The sequence below is a fragment of the Bradyrhizobium sp. 26S5 genome (genome assembly GCF_036923295.1).
Taxonomy (GTDB): domain Bacteria; phylum Pseudomonadota; class Alphaproteobacteria; order Rhizobiales; family Xanthobacteraceae; genus Bradyrhizobium; species Bradyrhizobium septentrionale.
On sequence record NZ_CP145948.1, the window covers coordinates 4,096,963 to 4,118,247 of the forward strand.

At 62.9% G+C, this 21,285-nt stretch carries 19 protein-coding genes and 1 pseudogene; 13 read left to right on the forward strand and 7 right to left on the reverse strand.

The features are described from left to right. Nucleotides 1–109: 109 nt before the first annotated feature. From V5279_RS18735 to guaB, 3 genes are all read left to right on the forward strand, one after another. Nucleotides 110–835, forward strand: coding sequence for a hypothetical protein (locus tag V5279_RS18735; protein ID WP_338699807.1), 726 nt, complete (start codon nt 110–112; stop codon nt 833–835). A gap of 226 nt (nt 836–1,061) precedes the next feature. Continuing rightward, nucleotides 1,062–1,313 carry a hypothetical protein gene (locus V5279_RS18740; protein WP_018271177.1) on the forward strand — a complete coding sequence of 84 codons (252 nt, stop codon included), beginning with the start codon at nt 1,062–1,064 and terminating at the stop codon, nt 1,311–1,313. 199 nt (nt 1,314–1,512) lie between these two features. Next, nucleotides 1,513–3,003 (forward strand): IMP dehydrogenase, encoded by a 1,491-nt coding sequence (guaB, locus tag V5279_RS18745; RefSeq protein ID WP_166306884.1) that lies wholly within the window; start codon nt 1,513–1,515, stop codon nt 3,001–3,003. A gap of 273 nt (nt 3,004–3,276) precedes the next feature. On the opposite strand, the gene V5279_RS18750 is transcribed toward guaB, so the two are convergent. Further along, a complete protein-coding gene (locus V5279_RS18750; protein WP_176422115.1) occupies nt 3,277–3,480 on the reverse strand; it encodes a hypothetical protein in 204 nt (67 codons plus the stop codon). A 255-nt stretch (nt 3,481–3,735) separates the two neighbouring features. On the opposite strand from V5279_RS18750, the gene V5279_RS18755 reads away from it, so the two are divergent. Both V5279_RS18755 and V5279_RS18760 read left to right on the forward strand, forming a co-directional pair. Further along, the gene (locus V5279_RS18755) at nt 3,736–4,758 is read left to right on the forward strand and encodes an NADP-dependent oxidoreductase (protein WP_338699817.1); all 1,023 of its coding nucleotides are present in this window, start codon (nt 3,736–3,738) and stop codon (nt 4,756–4,758) included. 364 nt (nt 4,759–5,122) lie between these two features. After that, the gene (locus V5279_RS18760) at nt 5,123–5,386 is read left to right on the forward strand and encodes a hypothetical protein (protein ID WP_166296512.1); all 264 of its coding nucleotides are present in this window, start codon (nt 5,123–5,125) and stop codon (nt 5,384–5,386) included. A 6-nt stretch (nt 5,387–5,392) separates the two neighbouring features. Here the strand turns inward: V5279_RS18760 and V5279_RS18765 are convergent, their stop codons facing one another. Both V5279_RS18765 and V5279_RS18770 read right to left on the reverse strand, forming a co-directional pair. Continuing rightward, nucleotides 5,393–6,232, reverse strand: a complete 840-nt coding sequence (locus tag V5279_RS18765; RefSeq protein ID WP_338699820.1) for a metallophosphoesterase — start codon at nt 6,230–6,232, stop codon at nt 5,393–5,395. A gap of 135 nt (nt 6,233–6,367) precedes the next feature. Further along, nucleotides 6,368–6,472: pseudogene (locus tag V5279_RS18770) on the reverse strand (IS5/IS1182 family transposase); the annotation flags it as partial. Between the two features lie 219 nt (nt 6,473–6,691). Here V5279_RS18770 and V5279_RS18775 point away from each other — a divergent pair. Then, on the forward strand, nt 6,692–7,897 hold the full coding sequence (locus tag V5279_RS18775) for a serine hydrolase (RefSeq protein ID WP_338699822.1): 1,206 nt from the start codon (nt 6,692–6,694) through the stop codon (nt 7,895–7,897). Nucleotides 7,898–7,905: 8 nt separating this feature from the next. On the opposite strand, the gene V5279_RS18780 is transcribed toward V5279_RS18775, so the two are convergent. Next, nucleotides 7,906–8,352: a hypothetical protein gene (locus V5279_RS18780; protein WP_338699824.1), complete on the reverse strand. Its 447-nt coding sequence runs from the start codon at nt 8,350–8,352 to the stop codon at nt 7,906–7,908. 149 nt (nt 8,353–8,501) lie between these two features. On the opposite strand from V5279_RS18780, the gene V5279_RS18785 reads away from it, so the two are divergent. Together V5279_RS18785 and V5279_RS18790 are read left to right on the forward strand one after the other, a co-directional pair. Further along, nucleotides 8,502–8,924 (forward strand): MAPEG family protein, encoded by a 423-nt coding sequence (locus V5279_RS18785; protein ID WP_338699826.1) that lies wholly within the window; start codon nt 8,502–8,504, stop codon nt 8,922–8,924. 22 nt (nt 8,925–8,946) lie between these two features. Further along, a complete protein-coding gene (locus tag V5279_RS18790) occupies nt 8,947–10,254 on the forward strand; it encodes an RsmB/NOP family class I SAM-dependent RNA methyltransferase (protein WP_338699828.1) in 1,308 nt (435 codons plus the stop codon). A gap of 100 nt (nt 10,255–10,354) precedes the next feature. Here V5279_RS18790 and V5279_RS18795 read toward each other — a convergent pair whose 3' ends face one another. Next, nucleotides 10,355–11,626 carry an MFS transporter gene (locus V5279_RS18795; protein WP_338699830.1) on the reverse strand — a complete coding sequence of 424 codons (1,272 nt, stop codon included), beginning with the start codon at nt 11,624–11,626 and terminating at the stop codon, nt 10,355–10,357. Nucleotides 11,627–11,742: 116 nt separating this feature from the next. Here V5279_RS18795 and V5279_RS18800 point away from each other — a divergent pair, with 116 nt between their 5' ends. Beyond that, nucleotides 11,743–12,195: a helix-turn-helix domain-containing protein gene (locus V5279_RS18800; RefSeq protein WP_338699832.1), complete on the forward strand. Its 453-nt coding sequence runs from the start codon at nt 11,743–11,745 to the stop codon at nt 12,193–12,195. 205 nt (nt 12,196–12,400) lie between these two features. Here the strand turns inward: V5279_RS18800 and V5279_RS18805 are convergent, their stop codons facing one another. Beyond that, a complete protein-coding gene (locus tag V5279_RS18805; RefSeq protein ID WP_166296492.1) occupies nt 12,401–12,733 on the reverse strand; it encodes a DHCW motif cupin fold protein in 333 nt (110 codons plus the stop codon). 192 nt (nt 12,734–12,925) lie between these two features. Then, entirely contained in the window at nt 12,926–13,297 is a 372-nt protein-coding gene (locus V5279_RS18810) for a nuclear transport factor 2 family protein (RefSeq protein ID WP_338699836.1), read from the reverse strand. A 138-nt stretch (nt 13,298–13,435) separates the two neighbouring features. Between V5279_RS18810 and guaA the strand changes: the two genes are divergently transcribed. The 4 genes from guaA (at nt 13,436) to V5279_RS18830 (ending at nt 21,284) form a co-directional block, all read left to right on the forward strand. Further along, entirely contained in the window at nt 13,436–15,034 is a 1,599-nt protein-coding gene (gene guaA, locus V5279_RS18815) for a glutamine-hydrolyzing GMP synthase (protein ID WP_166296488.1), read from the forward strand. An 844-nt stretch (nt 15,035–15,878) separates the two neighbouring features. Beyond that, entirely contained in the window at nt 15,879–18,158 is a 2,280-nt protein-coding gene (locus tag V5279_RS18820; protein WP_338699840.1) for a hypothetical protein, read from the forward strand. A gap of 1,599 nt (nt 18,159–19,757) precedes the next feature. Continuing rightward, a complete protein-coding gene (locus V5279_RS18825; RefSeq protein ID WP_338699842.1) occupies nt 19,758–20,789 on the forward strand; it encodes a sigma-54 dependent transcriptional regulator in 1,032 nt (343 codons plus the stop codon). Between the two features lie 249 nt (nt 20,790–21,038). Further along, on the forward strand, nt 21,039–21,284 hold the full coding sequence (locus V5279_RS18830) for a hypothetical protein (protein ID WP_338699844.1): 246 nt from the start codon (nt 21,039–21,041) through the stop codon (nt 21,282–21,284). The last annotated feature ends 1 nt before the right edge of the window (nt 21,285 follow it).

Genomic DNA, 21,285 nt, shown 5'->3' on the forward strand with positions numbered 1-21,285 from the left:
CACCGGACTGCCCGGCGCTCCGACGTCACAAGTTAAGTGTCAGACAGACCGCCGAAGGTTTGCTGTGGCTCCTGCTCAAGAAGCCGCTAAGCATCCAGCCGCAGCCCCGATGACGGAATCGCATTCGTCCGAAGATCCGGCGTCTCTGGCCGGTACCATCGTCGATGAATTGGGACGCATCAGATCGGGGCAATCCGATGATCCGGATAATCGGCCCGCACCGTCGACGCCGCCAGTTACGGCGGCCACTTCCGGTAATCTCACGTCCGGCAATCCAATGTCCGCGGGGCAGCGAGCTACCAGTTCCGGTACGGATACGTCGTCTTGCACAGCCTACTTCGAAAACATGCTCGAAAACTTCAAGCGGAATGCGGCCATCTGCCTGAAAGACTCTCGGCTCATTCGATCGCTCACCGATATGGAAGGTACGGACAAAAGTACGGTGGATGATGTTTACCTCACACGAGCATCCGCTCCGGAACTGTTTGCATACATCGATCCGCTCGATCCGCGCTGGAAGCACGCGGGCGAGTCGTTTGCTCCAAACTGCGAGTTACCGTTAGCCGATGTGGCGCAGAGCGAATCCTACATGGAGTGCGCGCGGGCGTATCTATGCGGTGCTGCCGCCGCTCGTTGCGGCCTCATGCGTGCGCGGGAGATCAAGACCAACTCCTGCCTGCCCCTATCGCACGAATGTCTCGCGCAACATCCCGTGCCGCAACGAATGTCCAGCGACCCGAAGCCACCACAATATGTTTCGCCCGATCCCGTAGCACCGTTGCCCAGTCCGCCCGCTTCTCAAAGTACGATCACCGGACCGTCCGGTTCGAAGTGAAATGCGACAGTGCCTGATACGCGAACTGATTGCGCATGAGGCGCGCGATCACGTCGATCCGATCAAGGTCTGATAATAATCCTAGTGGTTCAGTTGAAGGTTCAGTTGAAAAAGGCGGGGCGAGGGGGCCATTCATCCTGCCTCCGGCGGCGCTATTGCGGAACCGGCCAAACGCCCTAAATCCTGCCTGACGCTGGTATGCATCCGCCAGCGTTTGAGGTCTGCCGTGATCTACGTCCTTGCCGCTCTGCTGCCGCCGATCGGGCTGCTCCTGAACGGACAGCCGTTTTCGGCCATCTTCAACCTGGTCCTGATCGTGTTTTGCGCGGTTTTCGGGCTGTTTTTCCACGTGTTGCTGCTGGTGCCGTCGGCCCATGCGGTGATCGCGGTGCATATGAAGCGGGAGGACCGCCGCCACCGCGAGATGGTCGAGGCGATCCGCCGGCACGGGCCGCCGCCGGGTTACCGGGCCCCCTGAATTGGCGCCGTAAGCTGCCGGGCGCCTTAAAAAGCCTGTGCATGGCTGGCAAACGCTTTGATTCGTCATCCCGCCATGCTATCGACCCGCGTCAACCCCATCGATGGGCTCCGATTCGACGGTGGCGCACCAAGCGTCGCCGCAGACGGCGTTCATCCGTAAGACCATCGCGGCGGACGCCGCAGATAAGGAGTTGGCAATGGCCACGGGATTTCAGGCTATCCGCGAAGCCTACACGTTCGACGATGTGCTTCTGAAGCCCGGCCTGTCGGACATTCTTCCCTCGGAGGCCGACATTCGTTCGCGCGTCACCCGCGCGATCCAGCTCAACATCCCGATCATGGCGTCCGCAATGGACACCGTCACCGAGGCGCGGATGGCGATCGCAATGGCGCAGGCCGGCGGCCTCGGCGTCATCCATCGCAATTTCGACCCCGAAGGCCAGGCCGCCCAGGTGCGGCAGGTCAAGAAATTCGAATCCGGCATGGTGGTCAATCCGCTCACCATCGGTCCCGACGCCACGCTGTCGGATGCGCTCTCGCTGATGAAGGACCACGGCATCTCCGGCATCCCGGTCGTGACCGGTGCGGCCAAGAATTTGCCCGGCAAGCTGGTCGGCATCCTGACCAACCGCGACGTGCGCTTCGCAACCGATCCGCGGCAGAAGGTTTCGGAGCTGATGACGCACGAAAACCTCGTCACGGTGCGCGAGGGTGTCAGCCAGGACGAGGCCAAGCGGATGCTGCATCAGCACCGCATCGAGAAGCTCGTTGTCGTCGACGATCAATATCGCTGCGTCGGCTTGATCACCGTCAAGGACATGGAAAAGGCGGTCGCCCATCCGCTCGCCTGCAAGGACGCGCAGGGCCGGCTGCGTGTCGCCGCCGCCACCACGGTCGGCGAGACCGGTTATGAGCGCACCGAGCGGCTGATCGATGCCGGCGTCGACGTCGTCGTGGTCGACACCGCGCACGGCCACTCGCGGCATGTGCTCAACGCCGTCAACCGCATCAAGCGGCTCTCCAATGCGGTGCAGGTCGTCGCCGGCAACGTCGCCACCGAAGGCGGCGCGCAGGCGCTGATCGACGCGGGTGCCGACTGCATCAAGGTCGGCATCGGCCCGGGCTCGATCTGCACCACGCGCATCGTGGCCGGCGTCGGCGTGCCGCAGCTCACCGCGATCATGGACGCGGTGGCGGCGGCGAAGAAGGCCGACATTCCCGTGATCGCCGATGGCGGCATCAAATATTCCGGCGACCTCGCCAAGGCGCTCGCCGCCGGTGCCGACATCGCGATGGTCGGCTCGCTGCTCGCCGGCACCGACGAGACGCCCGGCGAAGTCTTCCTGTGGCAAGGCCGCTCCTACAAAGCCTATCGCGGCATGGGCTCGGTCGGCGCGATGGCGCGCGGCTCGGCCGACCGCTACTTCCAGCAGGACATCAAGGACACGCTGAAGCTCGTGCCTGAAGGCATCGAGGGCCAGGTGCCCTACAAGGGCCCGGTCGGCAATGTCATGCATCAGCTCGCCGGCGGCCTGCGCGCCGCGATGGGCTATGTCGGTGCCAAGAATATTGCCGACTTCCACGACAAGGCCGAGTTCGTCCGCATCACCGGTGCGGGCCTGCGCGAGAGCCACGTCCACGACGTCACGATCACCCGCGAAGCCCCGAACTATCCGGGCGGGGTGTAAGCGCCTCGTACGTCATTCCGGGATGGTCCGAAGGACCAGACCGCAGACACGCAATTGCGCAGCATGATGGCGCAAGCGCCACAAACGAGGCTGCCGTCAACTGAGGCGGCCTTACCATCCATTTCGTTCGGCTTGTTTTGCCATCTCACGCAGATGGCGAGCCAGCTCCAAGTAAATCTCTCGGGCGGCATGGTCGTGCACGCTTGCTGCCTTTGCCTCGGCTTCTTCGGCTTGGAGTCGGTACTCTTCCGCTTTCGGGTTTGGCATCCGGCATCAGGTCGGTGACTGCAATCCGGGTGAGGTCAACCAGTCTGTCATGTACGCCGCGGCTTCACGCTGCCGAGCCCTTCGGATCAGGGCTTCGCGCTCGACACCGTGCGGCATCTTCCCGGCCCGCGCGCGCAACTCTTCGGCTTCAATCGTCAGTCTCTCTTCGAGCGACAGGTCGTGCTTTACGCGGTGTCGGAGTTGTCCCATGCATTTTCCCTTTTCGGTTCCTGCCCGGAACGCAGAGTCTAATTGTCAGGCAGCCGTAAGGTTCCAATGCCCCTCAAATCTGCTCCACCACGAATGCCGATGCCGGGCGGGCGCATCGTCTCGAAATGACGGCCGTCATTTCAAACAGAATTTCAAACAAGTGCGGGCGAAAGAGCAAATCCATCTCCCTTGCGGGGAGCTGGATTGCGTGACTACGTGTCCGCCACGAACCAATCACCTCAAGAGGAAATCAGCATGTCCCAAGGAAAGCGCATCGTTCTTGCCTCGCGTCCGCATGGCGAGCCCACGCCGGCCAATTTCAGGCTCGAGGACTACACGCCGCCGGTGCCGGGCGCAGGCGAGGTGCTGCTGCGCACCATCTGGTTGTCGCTCGATCCCTATATGCGCGGCCGCATGGCCGACGGTCCGTCCTATGCCGCACCGGTGCCGGTCGGTGGCGTGATGGAGGGCGGCACGGTCAGCGAAGTCGTCGCCTCGAACAATCCCGCCTTTGCCAAGGGCGACATCGTGCTGTCGCGCGCGGGCTGGCAGACGCATGTGCTGTCCGACGGCAAGGGTCTCGCCAAGATCGATCCGAAGATCGCGCCGATCTCGACCGCCGTCGGTGTGCTCGGCATGCCCGGCATGACCGCCTATACCGGCCTGCTCGAGATCGGCAAGCCGCAGGCGGGCGAGACTGTGGTGGTTGCGGCCGCGTCCGGCGCGGTCGGCTCGGCGGTCGGCCAGATCGCCAGGATCAAGGGCGCGCGCGCGATCGGCATCGCGGGCGGCAAGGACAAATGCGCCTACGTCAAGAACGAGCTCGGCTTCGACGAGTGCCTCGACCACCGCGATCCCAACCTTGCGGCCAAGCTCAAGGAAGCCTGCCCGAAGGGCATCGACGTCTATTTCGAGAATGTCGGCGGCGCGGTGTTCGACGCAGTGTTTCCGCTCCTCAACGCGTTCGCGCGGATCCCGGTGTGCGGCCTGATCGCGCACTACAACGACACCGAGGCGCACGCACCGAAATGGGCCGGCGCGATGATGCGCAACATCCTGACCAAGCGGCTGACCTTCCGCGGCTTCATCGTCAGCGACTTCGCCGCCATGCACGGCGACTTCCTGCGCGACATGTCGCAATGGGTGCGCGAGGGCAAGGTCAAGTACAAGGAGTTCGTGACCGAGGGGCTGGACAGCGCGCCGGAGGCCTTCATGGGCCTGCTCAAGGGCGCCAATTTCGGCAAGCAGCTGGTCCGGGTCGGGCCGGACAAGGCGTGAAGCTTCCCAGGATTCGATTCACCTCTCCCCGACGGGGGAGGTCGATTTGCGCAGCAAATCGGCTGAGGGGCCGCAGCTCAACGAGGGACCGTCAACCCTCACCCGGCGCTTCGCCATAGCCGAAGCTTTGCTTCGGCGTTCCCTTCAAGAGCGGCCGCCGAAGGCGGCCTACGCCTCTCCCAAGGGAGAGGTGACGGCGGTTGCTTGTCCGGGTCGGGCTGGATAGGGCCTTCCACCTCCCATTCCGCGCAACAGAGTATCAAAAACGCCACTATGGCGGGCTTTTGGGGGCTTTTTGGCCCCCATTCGCTTGACTGGGAACCGGAGCAATTGAAAGAATATGGCTATATTTCAGAGTGTAGCCATGGTTTTTGAGCTTATTGTTTCCGGGGTCATTCTCCTCGCCGTCGGCTATTGGGCGACGATGTTCGTCATGGGCCGGCGCGACGACGTCTTGCATGGAAAGTTCGTGGAGCAGGAGGAGGACGCCGAGCCGCCGCGGCGCCAGATGCCGCCGCTGCCGCGCGCACGGCCCGTGGTGCAGGCCGCACCGCAGCCGAGCAAGGACTCGCTGCAGGCGCTGCTCACCGTCATCAAGCAGGACCTGCACGACGCGGCGCGGAGCTGACGCCTCTCAGGCCACCGGCTCTTTGCCGAGCAGCATGTCCAGGTCGACATCGACCTGGCCCTTGGCCCTGACGTGGCGGACCTCGAAACTGTCGGGCTGGAAACGGTACTCGACGAAACCAACTTCCTTGACGCCGATCCACTCCTGCTTGGCGTCGGGGACGGTGAAGCCGACCGAGGGCGCCCAGACATGTCTGACGTGCTCGAATGTGTAGTCGCGGCGCTGGTGCACATGGCCGCTGCCGACCAGGCGCCAATCGACCTTGCCGAACATCTCGATCAGGCGCCGCCGCGCCGGTTGCGGCACGTAGCGGAACGAGGTCGCCTCGCGCTCGGTATCGTAGGGCACGTCGAGATAGAGCGGTTTGTGCAGGAACAGCGCGACCGGCTTGCCGACGGCCTTGTCGAGTGCTGTGGCGAGCCAGTCGAACTGCTCGGCCTCGCTGTCGAGGCCGGTGTTCATGATCAGCGAGTTGAGGCCGATGAAGCACCAGCCGGCGGCGTCGAAATGCCAGCGGTCCTCGCCGACCACCGAGGTGAAGGCGTCGCAGGTCGCTTCGCTCGGCAGTTGCGCCGGCACCGCGCCGACCGCGGTCGGGTTGTCGCCGATGTCGTGATTGCCGGGCAGATAGAGGCAGTCGACCGGCAGCGCGGTGTGCAGCTGTTTGGCGAACACCAGATCGTCGCGGCTGTTCGGCCCGTCGAACGAGACGTCGCCGGAGTTGAGCATGAGGTCGGGACGCGTCGCGTCGATGTGCTCACTGACCCGATGAAAGTTGTCGATGAGCAGTTTGTGGCGGCGCGCGAGATGGGTGTCGGAGATCTGTGTCAGGCGAAATTGGGGCATGCATCGATCCTTTCGCACCGATCATAGGCCGGCGCGAAGTCGGAACGATGACGATTTCAATGACTTATTCGATGCTCTGTTTGATGTCTTGTTTGAAGACTTGTTCGATAATTGGGCGCGGGCCGGCCGCGCGAGCTAGGACGCGGACTCATTGGCGCGCAGCCATAGCCTGATCGATGCGAGTTGAACGAAGGCAAGGTAGTTGACGGCGGGCTTGTCATAGCGCGTCGCAACCCGCTTTGGTCGCGATGCGCCCGAAAGCGGACGCGTTATGCTCACTCTGAGTTTTGTCGTTCGTGACCTTGAGCGGACATTCATCCCCTGACGGGGCTATGTCTCCGCAACAGTCGGCCGTCAGCATGCCCGCGGGACAAGACCACGTCAAACCAACTTGATTTGCTTTGCAAACGCGCCGTTCCCGGGCGATTTGGCGTCGTCTCAACGAACGAGGGGGTGTTCATGGCCAATCCTTCACCGACGAATGCCGCTGATGACACCGATCCGGCGCGGGTGGCTCCGGATATCACGAACACAACACCGGAAAACCAGGCGCCGACCTTCCGCAACCAGGACCAGGTCTGGCCGCACCGCGTCATTCGGCGCGGCGACGCAGTGCGGCCACTGCCACCGCACGCCCGTTCGCTCGCGGACCTGACCTTCGAGGTGGGCCGGGTGCGCGTCGGCCTCAGCGACTATATGGCCCGCCGCCGCACGGCTGGGCTGCTGATCCTGAAGCGCGGCGAGATCGCGCTGGAGCGCTACGGCATGGGCAACGGCCCGGAGAGCCGGTGGGCCAGCATGTCGACCGCGAAGTCGATCACCGCGACGCTCGTCGGGGCTGCGCTCCACGATGGCGCGATCGGCAGCCTTGACGATCGCTGCGAGCAATACCTGCCGCGGCTGCGCGGCTCGGCCTACGAGGGCGTCACGATTCGTAATCTCCTGCGGATGTGCTCCGGTGTGGCCTGGCGCGAGGAAAACGATGCAGACGGACGCTCAGAGGACTATCGCCTCGGCAAGGCCATGGTGAGCCGGCGGCCAGGGTCCGTCCTGGACCTCCTGTGCAAACTGCCGCGTGCTCATCCGCAGGGCGTCGTCTTCAACTACTCGACCGGCGAGAGCTGCCTGATCGGCGCGCTGGTCGTGGCCGCTACGGGCCGGCCCTTGGCCGACTACTGCGCTGAGAAGATCTGGGGACCTGCCGGCATGGAGGCCGACGGATATTGGCAACTCGAGTCCGAGGGCGGGCTGGAGCTCGCCGGGTTTGGCGTCAGTGCGCGCCTGCGCGACTTCGGCCGCTTCGGCCAGCTAGTGCTGGAGGATGGCGAAGCGTTCAATGGCCGACGGGTGCTACCGCCCGGCTGGCGCGATCTCGCTGGACAGCCCGACAGCGCGCCCACTGGCTTCGGCCGGCTCATGCCCGGTTCACCGGCGGGATACGGCTATCACTGGTGGGCGGTGCCGCCCTTGCCGGGCGGCGTCAACAACGGTGCCTTTGCGGCGAATGGCGCCTTCGGCCAGTTCATCTTCGTCAATCCGACCGAGCAGGTGGTCATTGCACTTCAGAGCGCGTGGCGTCAGCCTCGCGACAGCGACGCCGCGGTCGAAAACATCGCGATGATCAGAGCCGCGGTACGCGCGCTCCAAACGGAGCCAGCGTCGTAGGCTGCACCCTAGATCGCCAGCTGCTTGATCGAGGGCGGGGGCGGGGCAGGCGGACCGAGGCGGCGTCCGAGCAATCCGGTGTCGGGCAGATTGGTCCCCGTGACTGATGGTGTTGCGGTGAGCCCGAAATAAGCGAGCGCATCGCGCCTGACATCGTAGACCGCAAGGCCGATCAGGGTCAGCACCAGCGCCGCGGCGAGCCCATGCCTGACCATGTCGCGCGTCGAGCGATAGCCGCTGCGGAAATAGATCGAGAGCAGGATTGCGACCAAGAGCGCCGCGGCGACGCCAGCGAGCCCCGACATCACCATGCCGAGCCCGCCATCGGCTGCGTCGTCGAACCAGCCGGTGGGGGGATCGATCGCCTGCAGCAGGGGTGTGGTGATATCGCCGAGAGTTTCGGTCGCCTGGGCCGCCTGGGCCGCGCCGTCGAAAATCCGGGAGATGATGCTCATCGCGTCATCCATGAGGGGCTGAAACCGTCGTAACTCCTGAGAGTTGGTCATCCAGGCTCGGATGATGGTTCAACGGGCTCCACAGCTGCTTGATTGCGCCGGGCGGGGTTGGCGGCTAAGAGGACGGCCGGGCGCTGAGGGAGATTCTGATGTCAGTTCAAATGGTTCTGTTACCGGTCTTCATCCAGATTGGGCTCACCTTCGCACTCCTGTTCGCGATGGCGACGACCCGCACCAGGGCGCTGACGAGCGGCGAGACCAGGATCAAGGACATCGCGCTGCGTGAGCCGAACTGGCCGGCCGGCGCCACCAGGTTCGGCAATTGCTTTGCCACCCAGTTCGAGCTTCCGGTGCTGTTCTATGTCCTGATCGCCATTGCGCTGCCGTTGCGCCGTGCCGATTTGTTCATCGTGCTGATGTCCTGGGTATTCGTGGTCACGCGCTTTGCCCATGCCGGGGTGTTCGTCACCTCCAACGACGTGCGGCCGCGCTCGCTCGCCTGGTTCGCCGGCGTGCTGGTGCTGGCGGCGATGTGGCTGTATTTCGCGCTCAAACTGCTGCTGCTGATCTGACGCGCCCAACCGAAAGAGACCAATGACCCCCGCTGCCCGGCTTTCCGCCGCGATCGAGTTGATCGCCACCATCGACGCACAGCGCATTCCCGCGGCGAAAGCGCTGAAGGAATGGGGCACCGCGCACCGCTATGCCGGCTCCGGCGATCGCGCCACGATCTCCGGCCTGATCTGGGACGTGCTGCGCCGGCAATCCTCCGCGGCCTGGCTGATGGAGGATGACAGCGCCCGCGCGCGGGTGATCGGCATGCTCAAGCTCGAACGCGGCATGGATGTCGCCACGATCGCTGCGCTGTGCGACGGCGGACGCTTTGCGCCTGACGCGCTGACCGCGACCGAGGAGGCCGCGCTGGCCTCGCGCTCGCTGAAGGATGCGCCGGCGCCGGTCGCGGGCGATTATCCGGAATGGCTCGATCCGTATCTTGCAAAGGTGTTCGGCGAGGACCGCGCCGCGGAAGCGACTGCGATGGCGAGCCGCGCGCCGCTCGACCTGCGCGTCAACACGCTCAAGGGCAAGCGCGAGAAGATGCTGCCGCGATTGCATCATTTGGGTGCGAAGGAGACGCCGTGGTCGCCGCTCGGCCTGCGCATCGAGCTCGGCGCCGACGCGCGCAATCCCGGCATCCATGCCGAGGAGGATTTCATCAAGGGCGCGATCGAGGTGCAGGACGAGGGCTCACAGCTCGCGGCGCTGCTGTCGGCCGCAAAGCCCGGCGAGCAGGTGATCGATCTCTGCGCCGGCGCCGGCGGCAAGACGCTGGCACTCGCCGCGATGATGCAAGGCAAGGGCCGGCTGATCGCGACCGACAGCGATAAGCGCCAGCTCGTGCCGATCCATGAGCGGCTGTCGCGCGCCGGCGTGCACAATTGCGACGTCCGCACGCCGCGCGGCGAGGAAGAGGTGCTGTCCGATATCAAGGCGTCCGCCGACCTCGTGCTGATCGACGCGCCGTGCACCGGCACCGGCACCTGGCGCCGCAATCCCGACGCCAAATGGCGCATGCGCCCGGGCGCGCTCGAGGTGCGGCTGAAGGACCAGGCCGAGGTGCTGGAGCGCGCCGCGCCGCTGGTGAAGGGCGGCGGCCGCATCGCCTACATCACCTGCTCGGTGTTATCAGAGGAGAACGGCGAGCAGGTCAAAGCGTTCATCGCGCGGCATCCGGAGTTCTCGGTGCAGCCGCCGGAGCAGACCGCATCCGTGCTGTGGGACAAGGCCGAGACTTTTGCAGAAGCCGCGCTGCAATCGGCGGAGGGCTGGCTGATGACGCCGCGCCGCACCGGCACGGACGGATTTTTCGTCAGCATCCTCAAACGCCAGGCGTCATCCTGAGGTGCACGCCGAGCGGTGCGCCAGCAACGCTCGGTGGGCCTCGAAGGATGAGGATGGAGCCGGGCCGTCGCCCTTCGAGACGCGCGCAAGAGCGCGCTCCTCAGGGTGACGATACCGAACACACGCCCGCCGGCATCGGCGTCTTGCTCACCACAACGACCCAGTACAGCAGCGCGCAGGCGCTGATCGCAGCGCCCAGCACGCAGACCCCGATCCAGCCGGCCGCTGCATAGGCCATCGTCGAGCCGATCGCGCCGAGGCCTGAGCCGATCGAATAGAACACCATGTAGGCGCCGATCAGACGGCTCGATGCGTCGGGGCGCGTCGCCACGATCAGGCTCTGATTGGTGACATGCACCGCCTGCACCGCGAAATCGATCATGATCACGCCGGCGAGCACCAGCCATAGCGAAGAGTGAAGGCAGGCGATCGGGATCCAGTCGGCGAGCATCAGCATCAGCGACAATCCGGTGGTGCGCTGCGCCCAGCCGCGATCGGCGAGGCGGCCCGAATTGCGCGCCGCCAGCGCGCCGGCGAGCCCGGCAATGCCGAGCATCCCGATCGTGGTGTGCGACAGCGACAGCGGGGGAGACGCGAGCGGCAACACGACCGAGCTCCAGAACGCGCTGAAGCTTGCGAAGATCAACAGCGCGAACACCGCGCGTTCGCGCAGCACCGGCTCCTGGACGACCAGGGCTGCGGTCGAGCGCAGCAGCTTGGCATAGGACGATCCGGCGAGCGGCCGCGGTTGCCGTCGCGGCAGCGCACGTGCGAGCAACGCCGCCATCACCAGCATCAGCACCGCCGAGGTCAGGTAGACCAGGCGCCATCCGCCGATGTCGGCCAGCGCGCCGGACGCGAAGCGGGCGAGCAGAATGCCGGAGACGACGCCGCTCTGGATGGTCCCGATGGTCTGGCCGCGTTCGGCCGGCGTTGCGAGCGTCGCGGCGTAGGCGACGATCACCTGGATGACGACGGCGAGCAGCCCGACCAGCGCCATGCCGACGAACAGCACGATGGCGTTCGGCGCCATGCCGACGACAATGAGGGCGACCGCGGACAGCATCACCTGTCCGACGATCAGCCGCCGGCGGTCCCAGAGGTCGCCGAGCGGCACGATCAGCATCAGACCGAGGGCGAGGCCGATCTGGGTCAGCGTCACGACGATGCCGATCGCGGCGGGGGTAATGCCGAGATCCTGCGCCATGGTGTCGAGCAGCGGCTGCGCGGAGTAGATGTTGGCGACGCTGAGCCCGCAGGCGACGGCAAACAGCAGCACGATGGCGGGCGAAAGCGGGCCTGTTGTCGCGTTGTCGGCGTCGTTCGCGGCTTCCTTGGCCGGTCGGGCCTCCGCCATGGTCCTGTTCGTCATGATGCCTCCGCTGCAGTTCGCAATCTGGTCTTATGATGAGACCAGTTGCGCCGGGCGCTGTCTAGTCCTATTTTAAGACCAGTTTCGGGAAAGTGATCGAGGAGAGGCTGAACGCGATGCAGCGGACCGGATTTGCGAAAGCGGACTGCCCGGTGGCCCGTGCGCTGGATGCGATTGGCGACTGGTGGTCGCTGTTGATCGTGCGCGATGCGTTCGACGGGTTGCGCCGGTTCGGCGACTTCCAGAAGAATCTCGGCATCGCAAAGGGCATGCTGACGGCGCGGCTGCGCAAGCTGGTTGAAACCGGCGTGCTCGAGCAGGTCGCGGCCTCCGACGGCAGCGCCTACCTGGAATATGTGCTGACCAAGCGGGGGCACGATCTGTTTCCGATCGTGGTCTCCTTGCGGCAATGGGGCGAGGCGCATCTCTACGCGCGCGGCGAGCCGCATTCGGTGCTGCTCGACCAGGCCGGCCAGGCGGTCGGGCAACTCGTGCTGCCGTCGAAGAGCGGGCGGCCGCTGAGCTGGGCGGATACAAAGGTGAGGAAGGTCGCGGCGCGCAGGCGGTGATGTGGTGCGCAACTGCCAACGTCGTCGATATCCCCGCACTCCGCCGTCATCCTGAGGTGCGCGCCGAGCGATGCGTCAGCAACGATCGGCGAGCCTCGAAGGATGGGGAGAGAGCCGGGCTGTCGCCCTTCGAGACGGTCGCTTCGCGACCTCCTCAGGGTGACGGGAGAGAGTAGGGTCGCCGCGCGCCGGCGCTCAGCGGCCTTCAATCCACGATGAACAGCGTCGCGCCGGTCGTTGTCGACGAGCGGTGCGCGGCGTCGCCGAAATCGGAGACCTGGTAGCTCATGCCCGGTTTCAGCGTGAACCGGCGGCCGTCGCGCAGCTCCGTGTCTAGCTCGCCCGTGACGACGTAGAGCACATGGCCGCGGTCGCACCAGTGATCGGCGAGGTAGCCGGGGGAATATTCCACCATCCGCACCCGCAGATCGCCGATATCGAGCGTGCGCCACAGCGCTTGCCCGGTCTCGCCGGGATGCACCGTAGGCTCGAGCTGGCTCCAGTCGGTGATGGTGAAGGGCAGGGTCGGGATTTTCATGCGGGTGGTCCTGATTTTCAGCTCGCCGGCTCTGCATCCCCAAACACCGGCGTCATCCCCGCGCAACGGCGAAGCCGTTGTCGCTGGAGGTGCGAGCGGAGCGAGCCTCGAAGGATGGGGATGGAGCCGGGCCGTCGCCCTTCGAGGCTCGCTTCGCGAGCACCTCAGGGTGACGGTAGACTCAGCGGCATCTTAATGCACCAGATGGTTCGCCGAACCCTGCCTGATCTTGCCGTCAGCATCGAGCCGCAGATATTCGCAGATCTTGTTGCCGCGTTCGTTCTGGTAGAACACGACCACGCTGTCGGGCGAGACATAGAGGTCGATCAGCTCGAAATGCAGCTCGGGCAGTTTTGCGAGCGCGGCGCTCCAATAGGCGCGCAAGCCCGCCTTGCCGCGCACCGTGCCTGACGCGCCGAAGCCGAGCGCCGGAATCCGGTCCGAGGTCATCTCGGTATCTTCCGCATACATCGCCAGCACGCGCTCGAGATCGCGCGCATTCCAGGCAGCGATCCAGTCGTGGCCGAGGGTTTTGAGGCGGGACGGGTCATGGAAATCTGGCATGGGTTTCCTCCAACATTCCTTTTGGCTGAAGTAGGTCAATAATATTGACCTATATCGATTTGTCCATGCCCAAAGAAGAATGTGGGCGCCCCGCGCAGCGCGGTTGCGGGGGCGGGCGGTGTCGCGTATCTGCTTGGCATGACAGCCCAGCACACAGCCCGCGAACCGTCGACGCCCACCGTGGCCTCGGCGCATGACAAGATTCTGATTGTCGATTTCGGCAGTCAGGTGACGCAACTGATCGCCCGCCGCGTCCGCGAGATGGGGGTCTATTCCGAGATCGTGCCGTTCCAGAAGGCGGAGGCCGCCTTCAAGGAGATGAAGCCGAAGGCGGTGATCCTCTCCGGCGGCCCCGAGTCCGTGCACGAGACCGGCTCGCCGCGCGCCCCGCAGCTGATCTTCGAATCAGGCGTTCCCGTGCTCGGCATCTGCTACGGCCAGATGACCCTGGCCGCCCAGCTCGGCGGCGAGGTCGAGGGCGGGCACCATCGCGAGTTCGGCCGCGCCGATGTCGAGGTCAAGACCGACAGCTCGCTGTTCGATGGCGTCTGGGCCCACGGCGAAAAGCATCAGGTGTGGATGAGCCATGGCGACCGCATCACCAAAATGCCGCCCGGCTTCTCGGTGGCCGGCGTCTCGCCGAACGCGCCGTTCGCGATCATCCAGGACGAGAAGCGGAAGTACTACGGGCTGATGTTCCATCCCGAGGTGGTGCACACGCCCGACGGCGCCAAGCTGTTGCGCAACTTCGTCCGCAAGGTCGCAGGGCTCACCGGCGACTGGACCATGCGCGCGTTCCGCGAGGAGGCGATCGAGAAGATCCGCGCCCAGGTGGGCTCGGGCAAGGTGATCTGCGGCCTGTCCGGCGGCGTCGATTCCGCCGTTGCCGCGGTGCTGATCCACGAGGCGATCGGCGACCAGCTGACCTGCGTGTTCGTCGATCACGGCCTGCTGCGGCTCGACGAGGCAAAAACCGTCGTCGACCTGTTCCGCAACCACTACAACATCCCGCTGGTCCATGTGGACGCGTCGAAAGAGTTTCTGGGCGAGCTCGTTGGCGTCACCGATCCGGAAGTAAAGCGCAAGACCATCGGGCGCCTGTTCATCGACGTGTTCGAGGCGGAGGCCAAGAAGATCGGTGGCGCCGAATTTCTGGCGCAGGGCACGCTCTATCCCGACGTGATCGAGAGCGTCTCCTTCACCGGCGGTCCCTCGGTGACCATCAAGTCGCACCACAATGTCGGCGGCCTTCCTGATCGCATGAACATGAAGCTGGTCGAGCCGTTGCGCGAGCTGTTCAAGGACGAGGTGCGCGTGCTCGGCCGCGAGCTCGGCCTGCCCGAAGTCTTCGTCGGCCGCCACCCGTTCCCGGGCCCCGGCCTCGCCATCCGCTGCCCCGGCGACATCACCCGGGAGAAGCTCGACATCCTGCGCAACGCGGATGCCGTCTATATCGACCAGATACGCAAGCACGGCCTCTATGACGCGATCTGGCAGGCCTTTGCGGTGCTGCTGCCGGTCAAGACCGTCGGCGTGATGGGCGACGGCCGCACCTACGAATACGTCGTCGGCCTCCGCGCCGTCACCTCGACCGACGGCATGACCGCGGACTTCTATCAGTTCGACATGAAGTTCCTGGCCGAGACCGCGACGCGCATCATCAACGAGGTGAAGGGCGTCAACCGGGTGGTGTACGACGTGACGAGCAAGCCGCCTGGGACGATTGAGTGGGAGTAGGGCGGCCGGCTGCCATCGCGTAGTTTAGCGTAGCTTGGTTGAGTCGTTCTCGCTCCCGCCGCATTGGGAATTCGAAGTAGCGAGCTTGGCTTATCCCAGCAGAGGTCCGACATCCAATGCGGCTTCACTGATTGAGTATTATAGCGCGTTCGATCGTACAGAAGGGGGCGGGCGCCTGAAGCCTGGCTAAGAGCACCGACAAGTTTTGGCGCAAAACCGTCACGGCCAACTAAAGCAGGCTTGTGGCGCATGTGGCTGGTCTGATTCCAAAGGCAGGAGGCCGGGAAGCAGTTGCGAGCAGAATTAGTTGTTCGGAATGGCACAGTCGAGATTCTTGGGTTTGACTCTCACTCCCTCCGCCACGCTACGGTACGGCTTCCCCTGGGTCCCATCGCTCGATTCCACCGCGAGCTCGCCGAAAGTTTACGCGTTATTGCGCGCTTCTTCGTTTGCGCGATACACAGGTCCCGGTCAAAAGCAGCGTTAGCGCACGACAGGGCCCAAGTAGGTTGGCCGGGTGATCAATTGCTGTCGTTTCGCCACGTGATCGATGCTTGAGGCAGGTCGGTTTGCTTCAACGCACTAACCTGATCACCTTCCGGATGGCGCGATCCGCGTTGTCCACACGAGGCCTGTGGACCGTCCCGACAATGTCACGTTCGAGAAGCGCGTAACAACGGGCTCCGCCGTCGCTTGGCCATCATTTCGTCAAGGATCGGTCAAACAATCTCAGATACGCCCATCGTAGGAGCGCATCCTTTGATTACGTTCCATTTCTGAAAGATCTTCGCGCTGCGGAGCAGGGCAGGCCCCTGCTTCGGGCAATAGGACGCGGGAGCTGAGTATGGCTGAACTGAGCATCAACAAAGTCAACGCGCACCGTGTGGATGCTGTTGGCCGAGTTCTTGGAATTCGCGTAAGCGGCACTGCTCCGGAAGGCGCGGCGACGCGAGGGGTGGAGGTAGAGTTGATCGCTGGCAACAATTTGCGGATGAAAGCTCGGACGAACGCCAGTTTCGTCGATGCGAGCGCGCTCGGCGTGCCGGCAGGCGATTGGCACGCAGAGCTTGATCTCGATGATCATCCACAGCTGCCGCCGCTACGCATCGGCCTACAAAAGCACCCGCTGGAGGCGAAAGCCTACATATACCGGTCCGAAAAGCAGCCGGACAGCCCTCAGGTGCTTACCAAAGTCGAGGTCAGTGCCACTCATCGCGTGGAAGCGCTGACTCTCGTTGAAACCTATGCGCTCGGCGTTCTGTTCGTACACGGTATCGGCAGTCAGAAACGCTCCGAAACCCTAGCAGCGTGGACCGCACCGCTGCTGCGCTGGATGAACAATTGGTTTTCTGAAACCAGCAAGCGACTCGCCACGCGTGCACGAGCCCAGGGATTTGAGGAATGGGAGGCGATGCTCGATAGACGCTCCGAGCTCGACATCCACGTGGAGCGCACCCCTATCTTTGAGTTAACACGCGACTTCGTGAACGCTGCTTATGCCAAGGCTTACAGCGATAAAACGATATGGCAAGCGATGCTCGATCGCATGAACACTTTACGAAACCGTACGCTCGAACAGGCTGAGATCAACGTCGCCGCGGCATACAAACGTCATCTTACAAATGACCTCGGAGGCCACATCATCGGCGGCTTGGCCAGTCTGACCGATGCGCGCTTGATTGATCGCGATGCGGCGCCGACCCTGCCGTCCACGATCGAGCTAGAGCTGCGTACCTTATCTATCGATGACACCGCAGGCCGATCGAAGTGGTTGATGGCGGAGTCGCACTGGGCTGAATCATTCCGTGCGCCGCCATTCGGCCGCTTTGCCGTCTGGTGTTTACGCGCTGCCCCGATCACGCTGGTGCACTATGTGTCACTGACCCACGCGCGCTTCGGCTGGCCGCACACCCTGTGCACACTGCCTTTATTCGGCAGTGTGGTATTGGCATCGATGCTGGGATCGGTGCTGCTCCTGACGCTCGGACTGGTGCCGATGCAAAAGTGGCGGAATGCCGTGATTGCCATGCAACTAAGACTGGCCGGCGTCGTCGGCGACAGTTATGTGCTGATTGAGGATCCAGTGCAGCGTCGCGCGTTGATAGATCGCGTAAGGCGCGACGCGGCATGGATGGCTCAACGTTGTCACCGCGTCGTGATCATCGCGCATTCGCAGGGTGCGGCGCTCGCCTATCGCGCTATACGAGAGCGCACGCCGGAAAAGCTGCACGCGCTCGTGACCCTTGGCAATGGTATTCAGACTCTGAAGCGCATCGAAGACGATGCCAAGCGACCAGCCATTCGTGACGCCGGCATGCTGATGCTAGCCGGAACGGCTCTGCTGTGGATCGGGGCCGGCCTTGTTTTAGTCGTGGCGCACCTTGGCGCCGCGATTGCAGCCGGTGGAGCTGTGCTGCTGACGCTCGGTGCAGCGCGCGGCTTGAAAAACCATCTTGGTTTGAGCACGTACGCGGCTGGCATCGCAGCAGACGAGGGTTGGCATGATTTCTATGCGGCTTTCGATCTTGTGCCATGGGGTCCGATTGCTCGTGGAGCGCAATACAACTACAAGGCGCATCCGGTGCATAACCGTGACTCGTTCATGACAGATCACACCAACTATTGGACCAACGCCGAACAGGTCGTAGGGCCAATTGCTCGGCTGCTCGTTTCCGCCGCGGGATCCAAGGCGATGGATTCTGCCGTTCCCGATGCCGATGCGCTACAGAAGCTGGTTTGTACTGCGCGAACGCGCCGGGTGCGGGCGCTACTCGTGGCGCGCTGGGTAACCCTCATCGGCGCAGTCGCCATCGTGCTGTGCCAGCGCGACGCCGTATACGAGACTTGGCGGTGGGTCTGGCCGAGCATGGCGGCCAAGGTCGGCTTCAGCGTACCAACGCTCGGTCACCCTGGCAGTAATGTCGTCTGGCGGTCTCTCGCGATGCTGTTGCCGCTCCTCATTTACTCGACGATGCTTGCTTCGGTATGGCATGGCTGGAACTACGTAGAGACGTTACGCATCCTGCGTTCACAGGCGGAGGACACAGCTGTCGGGTGGCGTCTTTCATTTATGTGCGCGGTCGGTTCAATAGGTATGTTGTGCATTGCATTGTGTGCGGTTTGATCTTTGCAGGTAACCGCGTCTGACGGCAGCATCACCAAACAGCTTCTAGGCTGTTCCAGTTGGCGCTCTTGGCGCAAGCTTGACATCAAAGGCCTGTCCGATTGACCGATGACGGTATCTGCTGCAAGTCGAGGAAAGCACAACAGCAGGCCGTTCCGAGCTTGAGGCCCGTCTAGTGCCCCGATTGATTCCGATAGGTGCTGAAGGCACCAATTCTCAAAGCCCTCGAAATTTTCCTGTGAATTCAAGATCAAAAATTTGCGGCGGGTATACCGTCGGCATTTGTCCGTCAGATTTGAAGATTTGTGCTTCCAAATCAACGACGAAACGTCGCTCGAAATGATAGAGTGGGAGTAGGACGGGCGGCTGCTATCGCGCAGTTTAGCGTATGTTTTGGCGCGGGTTGTCTCCATCCTTTCCTATCCGTCGAGGGACCAGATTTATGGACCTCCACTTAAGCAGGTTGAGTTTGGCGATTCATCTAGCTTCGATGGCGGGAGTACTGGAGCGCATTGCATCGTGCAGAAAGGTGGCGCAAGGCGAATCAGGCCGGTCCGACGAGGCCAAACGAACCAGCCCTTGTATGCCGCGGAGTGCGCGCAATCGTTCAAGCCGCGAGGTTGGAAGGATGGCGAAGTCGGGGAGCGAACCGGCTCTCTGCTGGAGCGGGTCTTTCCTAGAATTGCCACGGCGGCATTCAACTCGCCATGGGTCCGGTTCTTGACGGCGATGCGGGCCAGCCGGAGATCAAGCCAAAGCTGGGCTCCGTTCCATCGTCAACAAGCAGGTCAACCAACGCCTATCGAGCCGGCGCTGGATTCAGCGCGGCCCACGACGAGCGCTTTCTGACAGGCCTCTGCTGAGATAGCGCCTCCGCTTGTTCGCGCCTTTCCCGCACTAACAATTAGCCGGGCAAATCTGAAAGCCCGTCAAGTGCTCGGACCGTAAACAATGCGGTTTGTCGGAATGAAAGATCAATGTGTCAATTTGTCCACCCGAATGGGGGGCGCGTTGCGCAACGCCAGGACGTTGCGATCGGATGCGGTGCTGCCCGCGCGTCAAGCGCTTTCGGCGAGGTCTGGTTTGAAAAGAAGTATCCGTTGAACTCAAGGCCGTGGGGGCGGGCACGCCGTCGGCATTTATCCGATGCTGCAAAGATTTGTCTTGGAAATCAACGCGGAGACGTCTTCCGACCGATTATCCGGGGCGAAGCGGAGAGAGCCGTCCGACTGATAAGGTTTCATACAAAAGCTATCAATTGAGAACTCATGCGCAGGATTTAGGCGATGCGGATGGCTTCGACATAACGCTTCGCTCAAGGACGGCTTGGTGGTCGGCTCAGCGGGTGTCTGCAACCCCTTGTTGAACCGATGAACTCAATTTGCCCTTCATGGCCGTGGTATGGATTCACAATCTCTGGTAGTCTGAAATTGTTATTCTCAGTCTCGCCCAGGCATTGCGCGCCTGTCACCGTGTGAGTTCATATACTGTAAAGCATTTCCGAGAATGCACTGACGTGTGTGAGAGCATTAGCGATCAAGTTAATTGCGCTTGCCCTGCTCGCTCCGCAAGGGCTTTCAATCTGTAGGAGTTCTACCCATGCAGATGGAGAGGACCAGTCGGCAATCCCAAGCCACAGCTGACGCGTTCGCCCGTCTCAATTTGCTCGGCGAATCTCCCGTATTCAACGAAGTGCTACGGCTTATCGCGCGGATGGCATCTATCGATGCGACCGTGCTCATCCAGGGCGAAACCGGCACCGGGAAGGAGCTTGCCGCGCGGGCAATTCACTATTTGAGCGCTCGCGGTGATCGCCCCTTCGTCCCCGTCAATTGCGGTGGCGTACCGGACAGCCTGATTGAAAGCGAACTATTCGGCCACGAGCGCGGCGCATTCACGGACGCAAAGCAAGCGCACCGCGGTCTGATAGCGCAAGCGGAAGGTGGCACCTTGCTGCTTGATGAAGTCGAAGCGATGTCCCCGCGGGCGCAGGGCGTACTCCTTCGATTCCTGGAAGATCACCAATACCGTCCCGTCGGCGGACGTTCGTTGACACATGGCAACGTGCGAGTTGTGGCATCCAGCAACGTCGATCTTGAGGACTTGGTCAAAGCAAACCGGTTTCGCCGCGATCTGCTGTTTCGTTTCAGGATACTGTCGCTCACGATGCCCCCACTGCGCGAGCGCGGGCGCGATGTGCTCGTGCTGGCAAATCACTTTGTCGACCGCTTCACCGCTCAATACGGGATTGCTGCCAAGAAGTGGAGCTCCGGTGCGGTTGACTGGATGTTGAACTACGACTGGCCAGGCAACATTCGCGAGCTGCAGAACCTTATCCTGCACGATCTGCTGCTTGCCGATAGCGACGAGATGTCGCTTGCGATGAAAGACCTGCAGGCTGCAGCGCAGCCGGCCGCCGAAGTCGGACAGACGTTCAAGGTCGCGAAAGCAAAAGCGATCGCCGTGTTTGAAAGAAGCTATGTTGATCAGCTCCTGACAAGAACCCGCGGAAACGTCTCGCTGGCCGCGCGTCTTGCCGGCACCGATCGCAGTGCATTGAGCAAGCTCGTCAGGAAGCACGGGCTGCTAGGTGAGCAGTTCCGAACCTCGTCCGGTTGGATGCGTCCGTAGTGGCACGGACGGCCTAGGTTAATTTCTGCACACTGAGAAGAAAAGTCCTCACCCCCGGTGTTGGCAACAAAATGCGCGTCGCATCAAGCCTGTGCATGAACGCGTGACGGGATGCTCGTGCAGCCGTTGGAGACGGATTGTCCCAGTACCCCGCGACACCGGCACGAAAGTCCAACAGTTCCGATACTTTCAGGTTGGCACGCTACCTGCAGAAGTAATTTCAAATGGGCTCCGCCGGAGTTCCTGTTCGTGGCGATCTACAACAACCGCAGCATTGAAATTGCGACGATCATCAAACGCTATGTCGAAAAGCATCCGCATGCCGCAGACACGTCGGAAGGCATACAGACCTGGTGGATGCCGGCTGAGCGTAAGGGTGATTCACCGCAGGACGTTGCGGCAGCGCTGGACTACCTGGTGGAAACCGAGTGCTTGTTGCGGGTCAGGCTCGCCGACGGAACGGTGATCTACACACATGCGAGAAATGAAAGCTAAA

Coding starts and splice junctions, on each gene's coding strand:
- V5279_RS18735 (WP_338699807.1), top strand. CDS start 110: ATGACGGAATCGCATTCGTCCGAAGATCCGGCGTCTCTGGCCGGTACC.
- guaB (WP_166306884.1), top strand. CDS start 1,513: ATGGCCACGGGATTTCAGGCTATCCGCGAAGCCTACACGTTCGACGAT.
- V5279_RS18750 (WP_176422115.1), bottom strand. CDS start 3,480: ATGGGACAACTCCGACACCGCGTAAAGCACGACCTGTCGCTCGAAGAG.
- V5279_RS18755 (WP_338699817.1), top strand. CDS start 3,736: ATGTCCCAAGGAAAGCGCATCGTTCTTGCCTCGCGTCCGCATGGCGAG.
- V5279_RS18760 (WP_166296512.1), top strand. CDS start 5,123: ATGGTTTTTGAGCTTATTGTTTCCGGGGTCATTCTCCTCGCCGTCGGC.
- V5279_RS18765 (WP_338699820.1), bottom strand. CDS start 6,232: ATGCCCCAATTTCGCCTGACACAGATCTCCGACACCCATCTCGCGCGC.
- V5279_RS18775 (WP_338699822.1), top strand. CDS start 6,692: ATGGCCAATCCTTCACCGACGAATGCCGCTGATGACACCGATCCGGCG.
- V5279_RS18780 (WP_338699824.1), bottom strand. CDS start 8,352: ATGAGCATCATCTCCCGGATTTTCGACGGCGCGGCCCAGGCGGCCCAG.
- V5279_RS18785 (WP_338699826.1), top strand. CDS start 8,502: ATGTCAGTTCAAATGGTTCTGTTACCGGTCTTCATCCAGATTGGGCTC.
- V5279_RS18790 (WP_338699828.1), top strand. CDS start 8,947: ATGACCCCCGCTGCCCGGCTTTCCGCCGCGATCGAGTTGATCGCCACC.
- V5279_RS18795 (WP_338699830.1), bottom strand. CDS start 11,626: ATGACGAACAGGACCATGGCGGAGGCCCGACCGGCCAAGGAAGCCGCG.
- V5279_RS18800 (WP_338699832.1), top strand. CDS start 11,743: ATGCAGCGGACCGGATTTGCGAAAGCGGACTGCCCGGTGGCCCGTGCG.
- V5279_RS18805 (WP_166296492.1), bottom strand. CDS start 12,733: ATGAAAATCCCGACCCTGCCCTTCACCATCACCGACTGGAGCCAGCTC.
- V5279_RS18810 (WP_338699836.1), bottom strand. CDS start 13,297: ATGCCAGATTTCCATGACCCGTCCCGCCTCAAAACCCTCGGCCACGAC.
- guaA (WP_166296488.1), top strand. CDS start 13,436: ATGACAGCCCAGCACACAGCCCGCGAACCGTCGACGCCCACCGTGGCC.
- V5279_RS18820 (WP_338699840.1), top strand. CDS start 15,879: ATGGCTGAACTGAGCATCAACAAAGTCAACGCGCACCGTGTGGATGCT.
- V5279_RS18825 (WP_338699842.1), top strand. CDS start 19,758: ATGCAGATGGAGAGGACCAGTCGGCAATCCCAAGCCACAGCTGACGCG.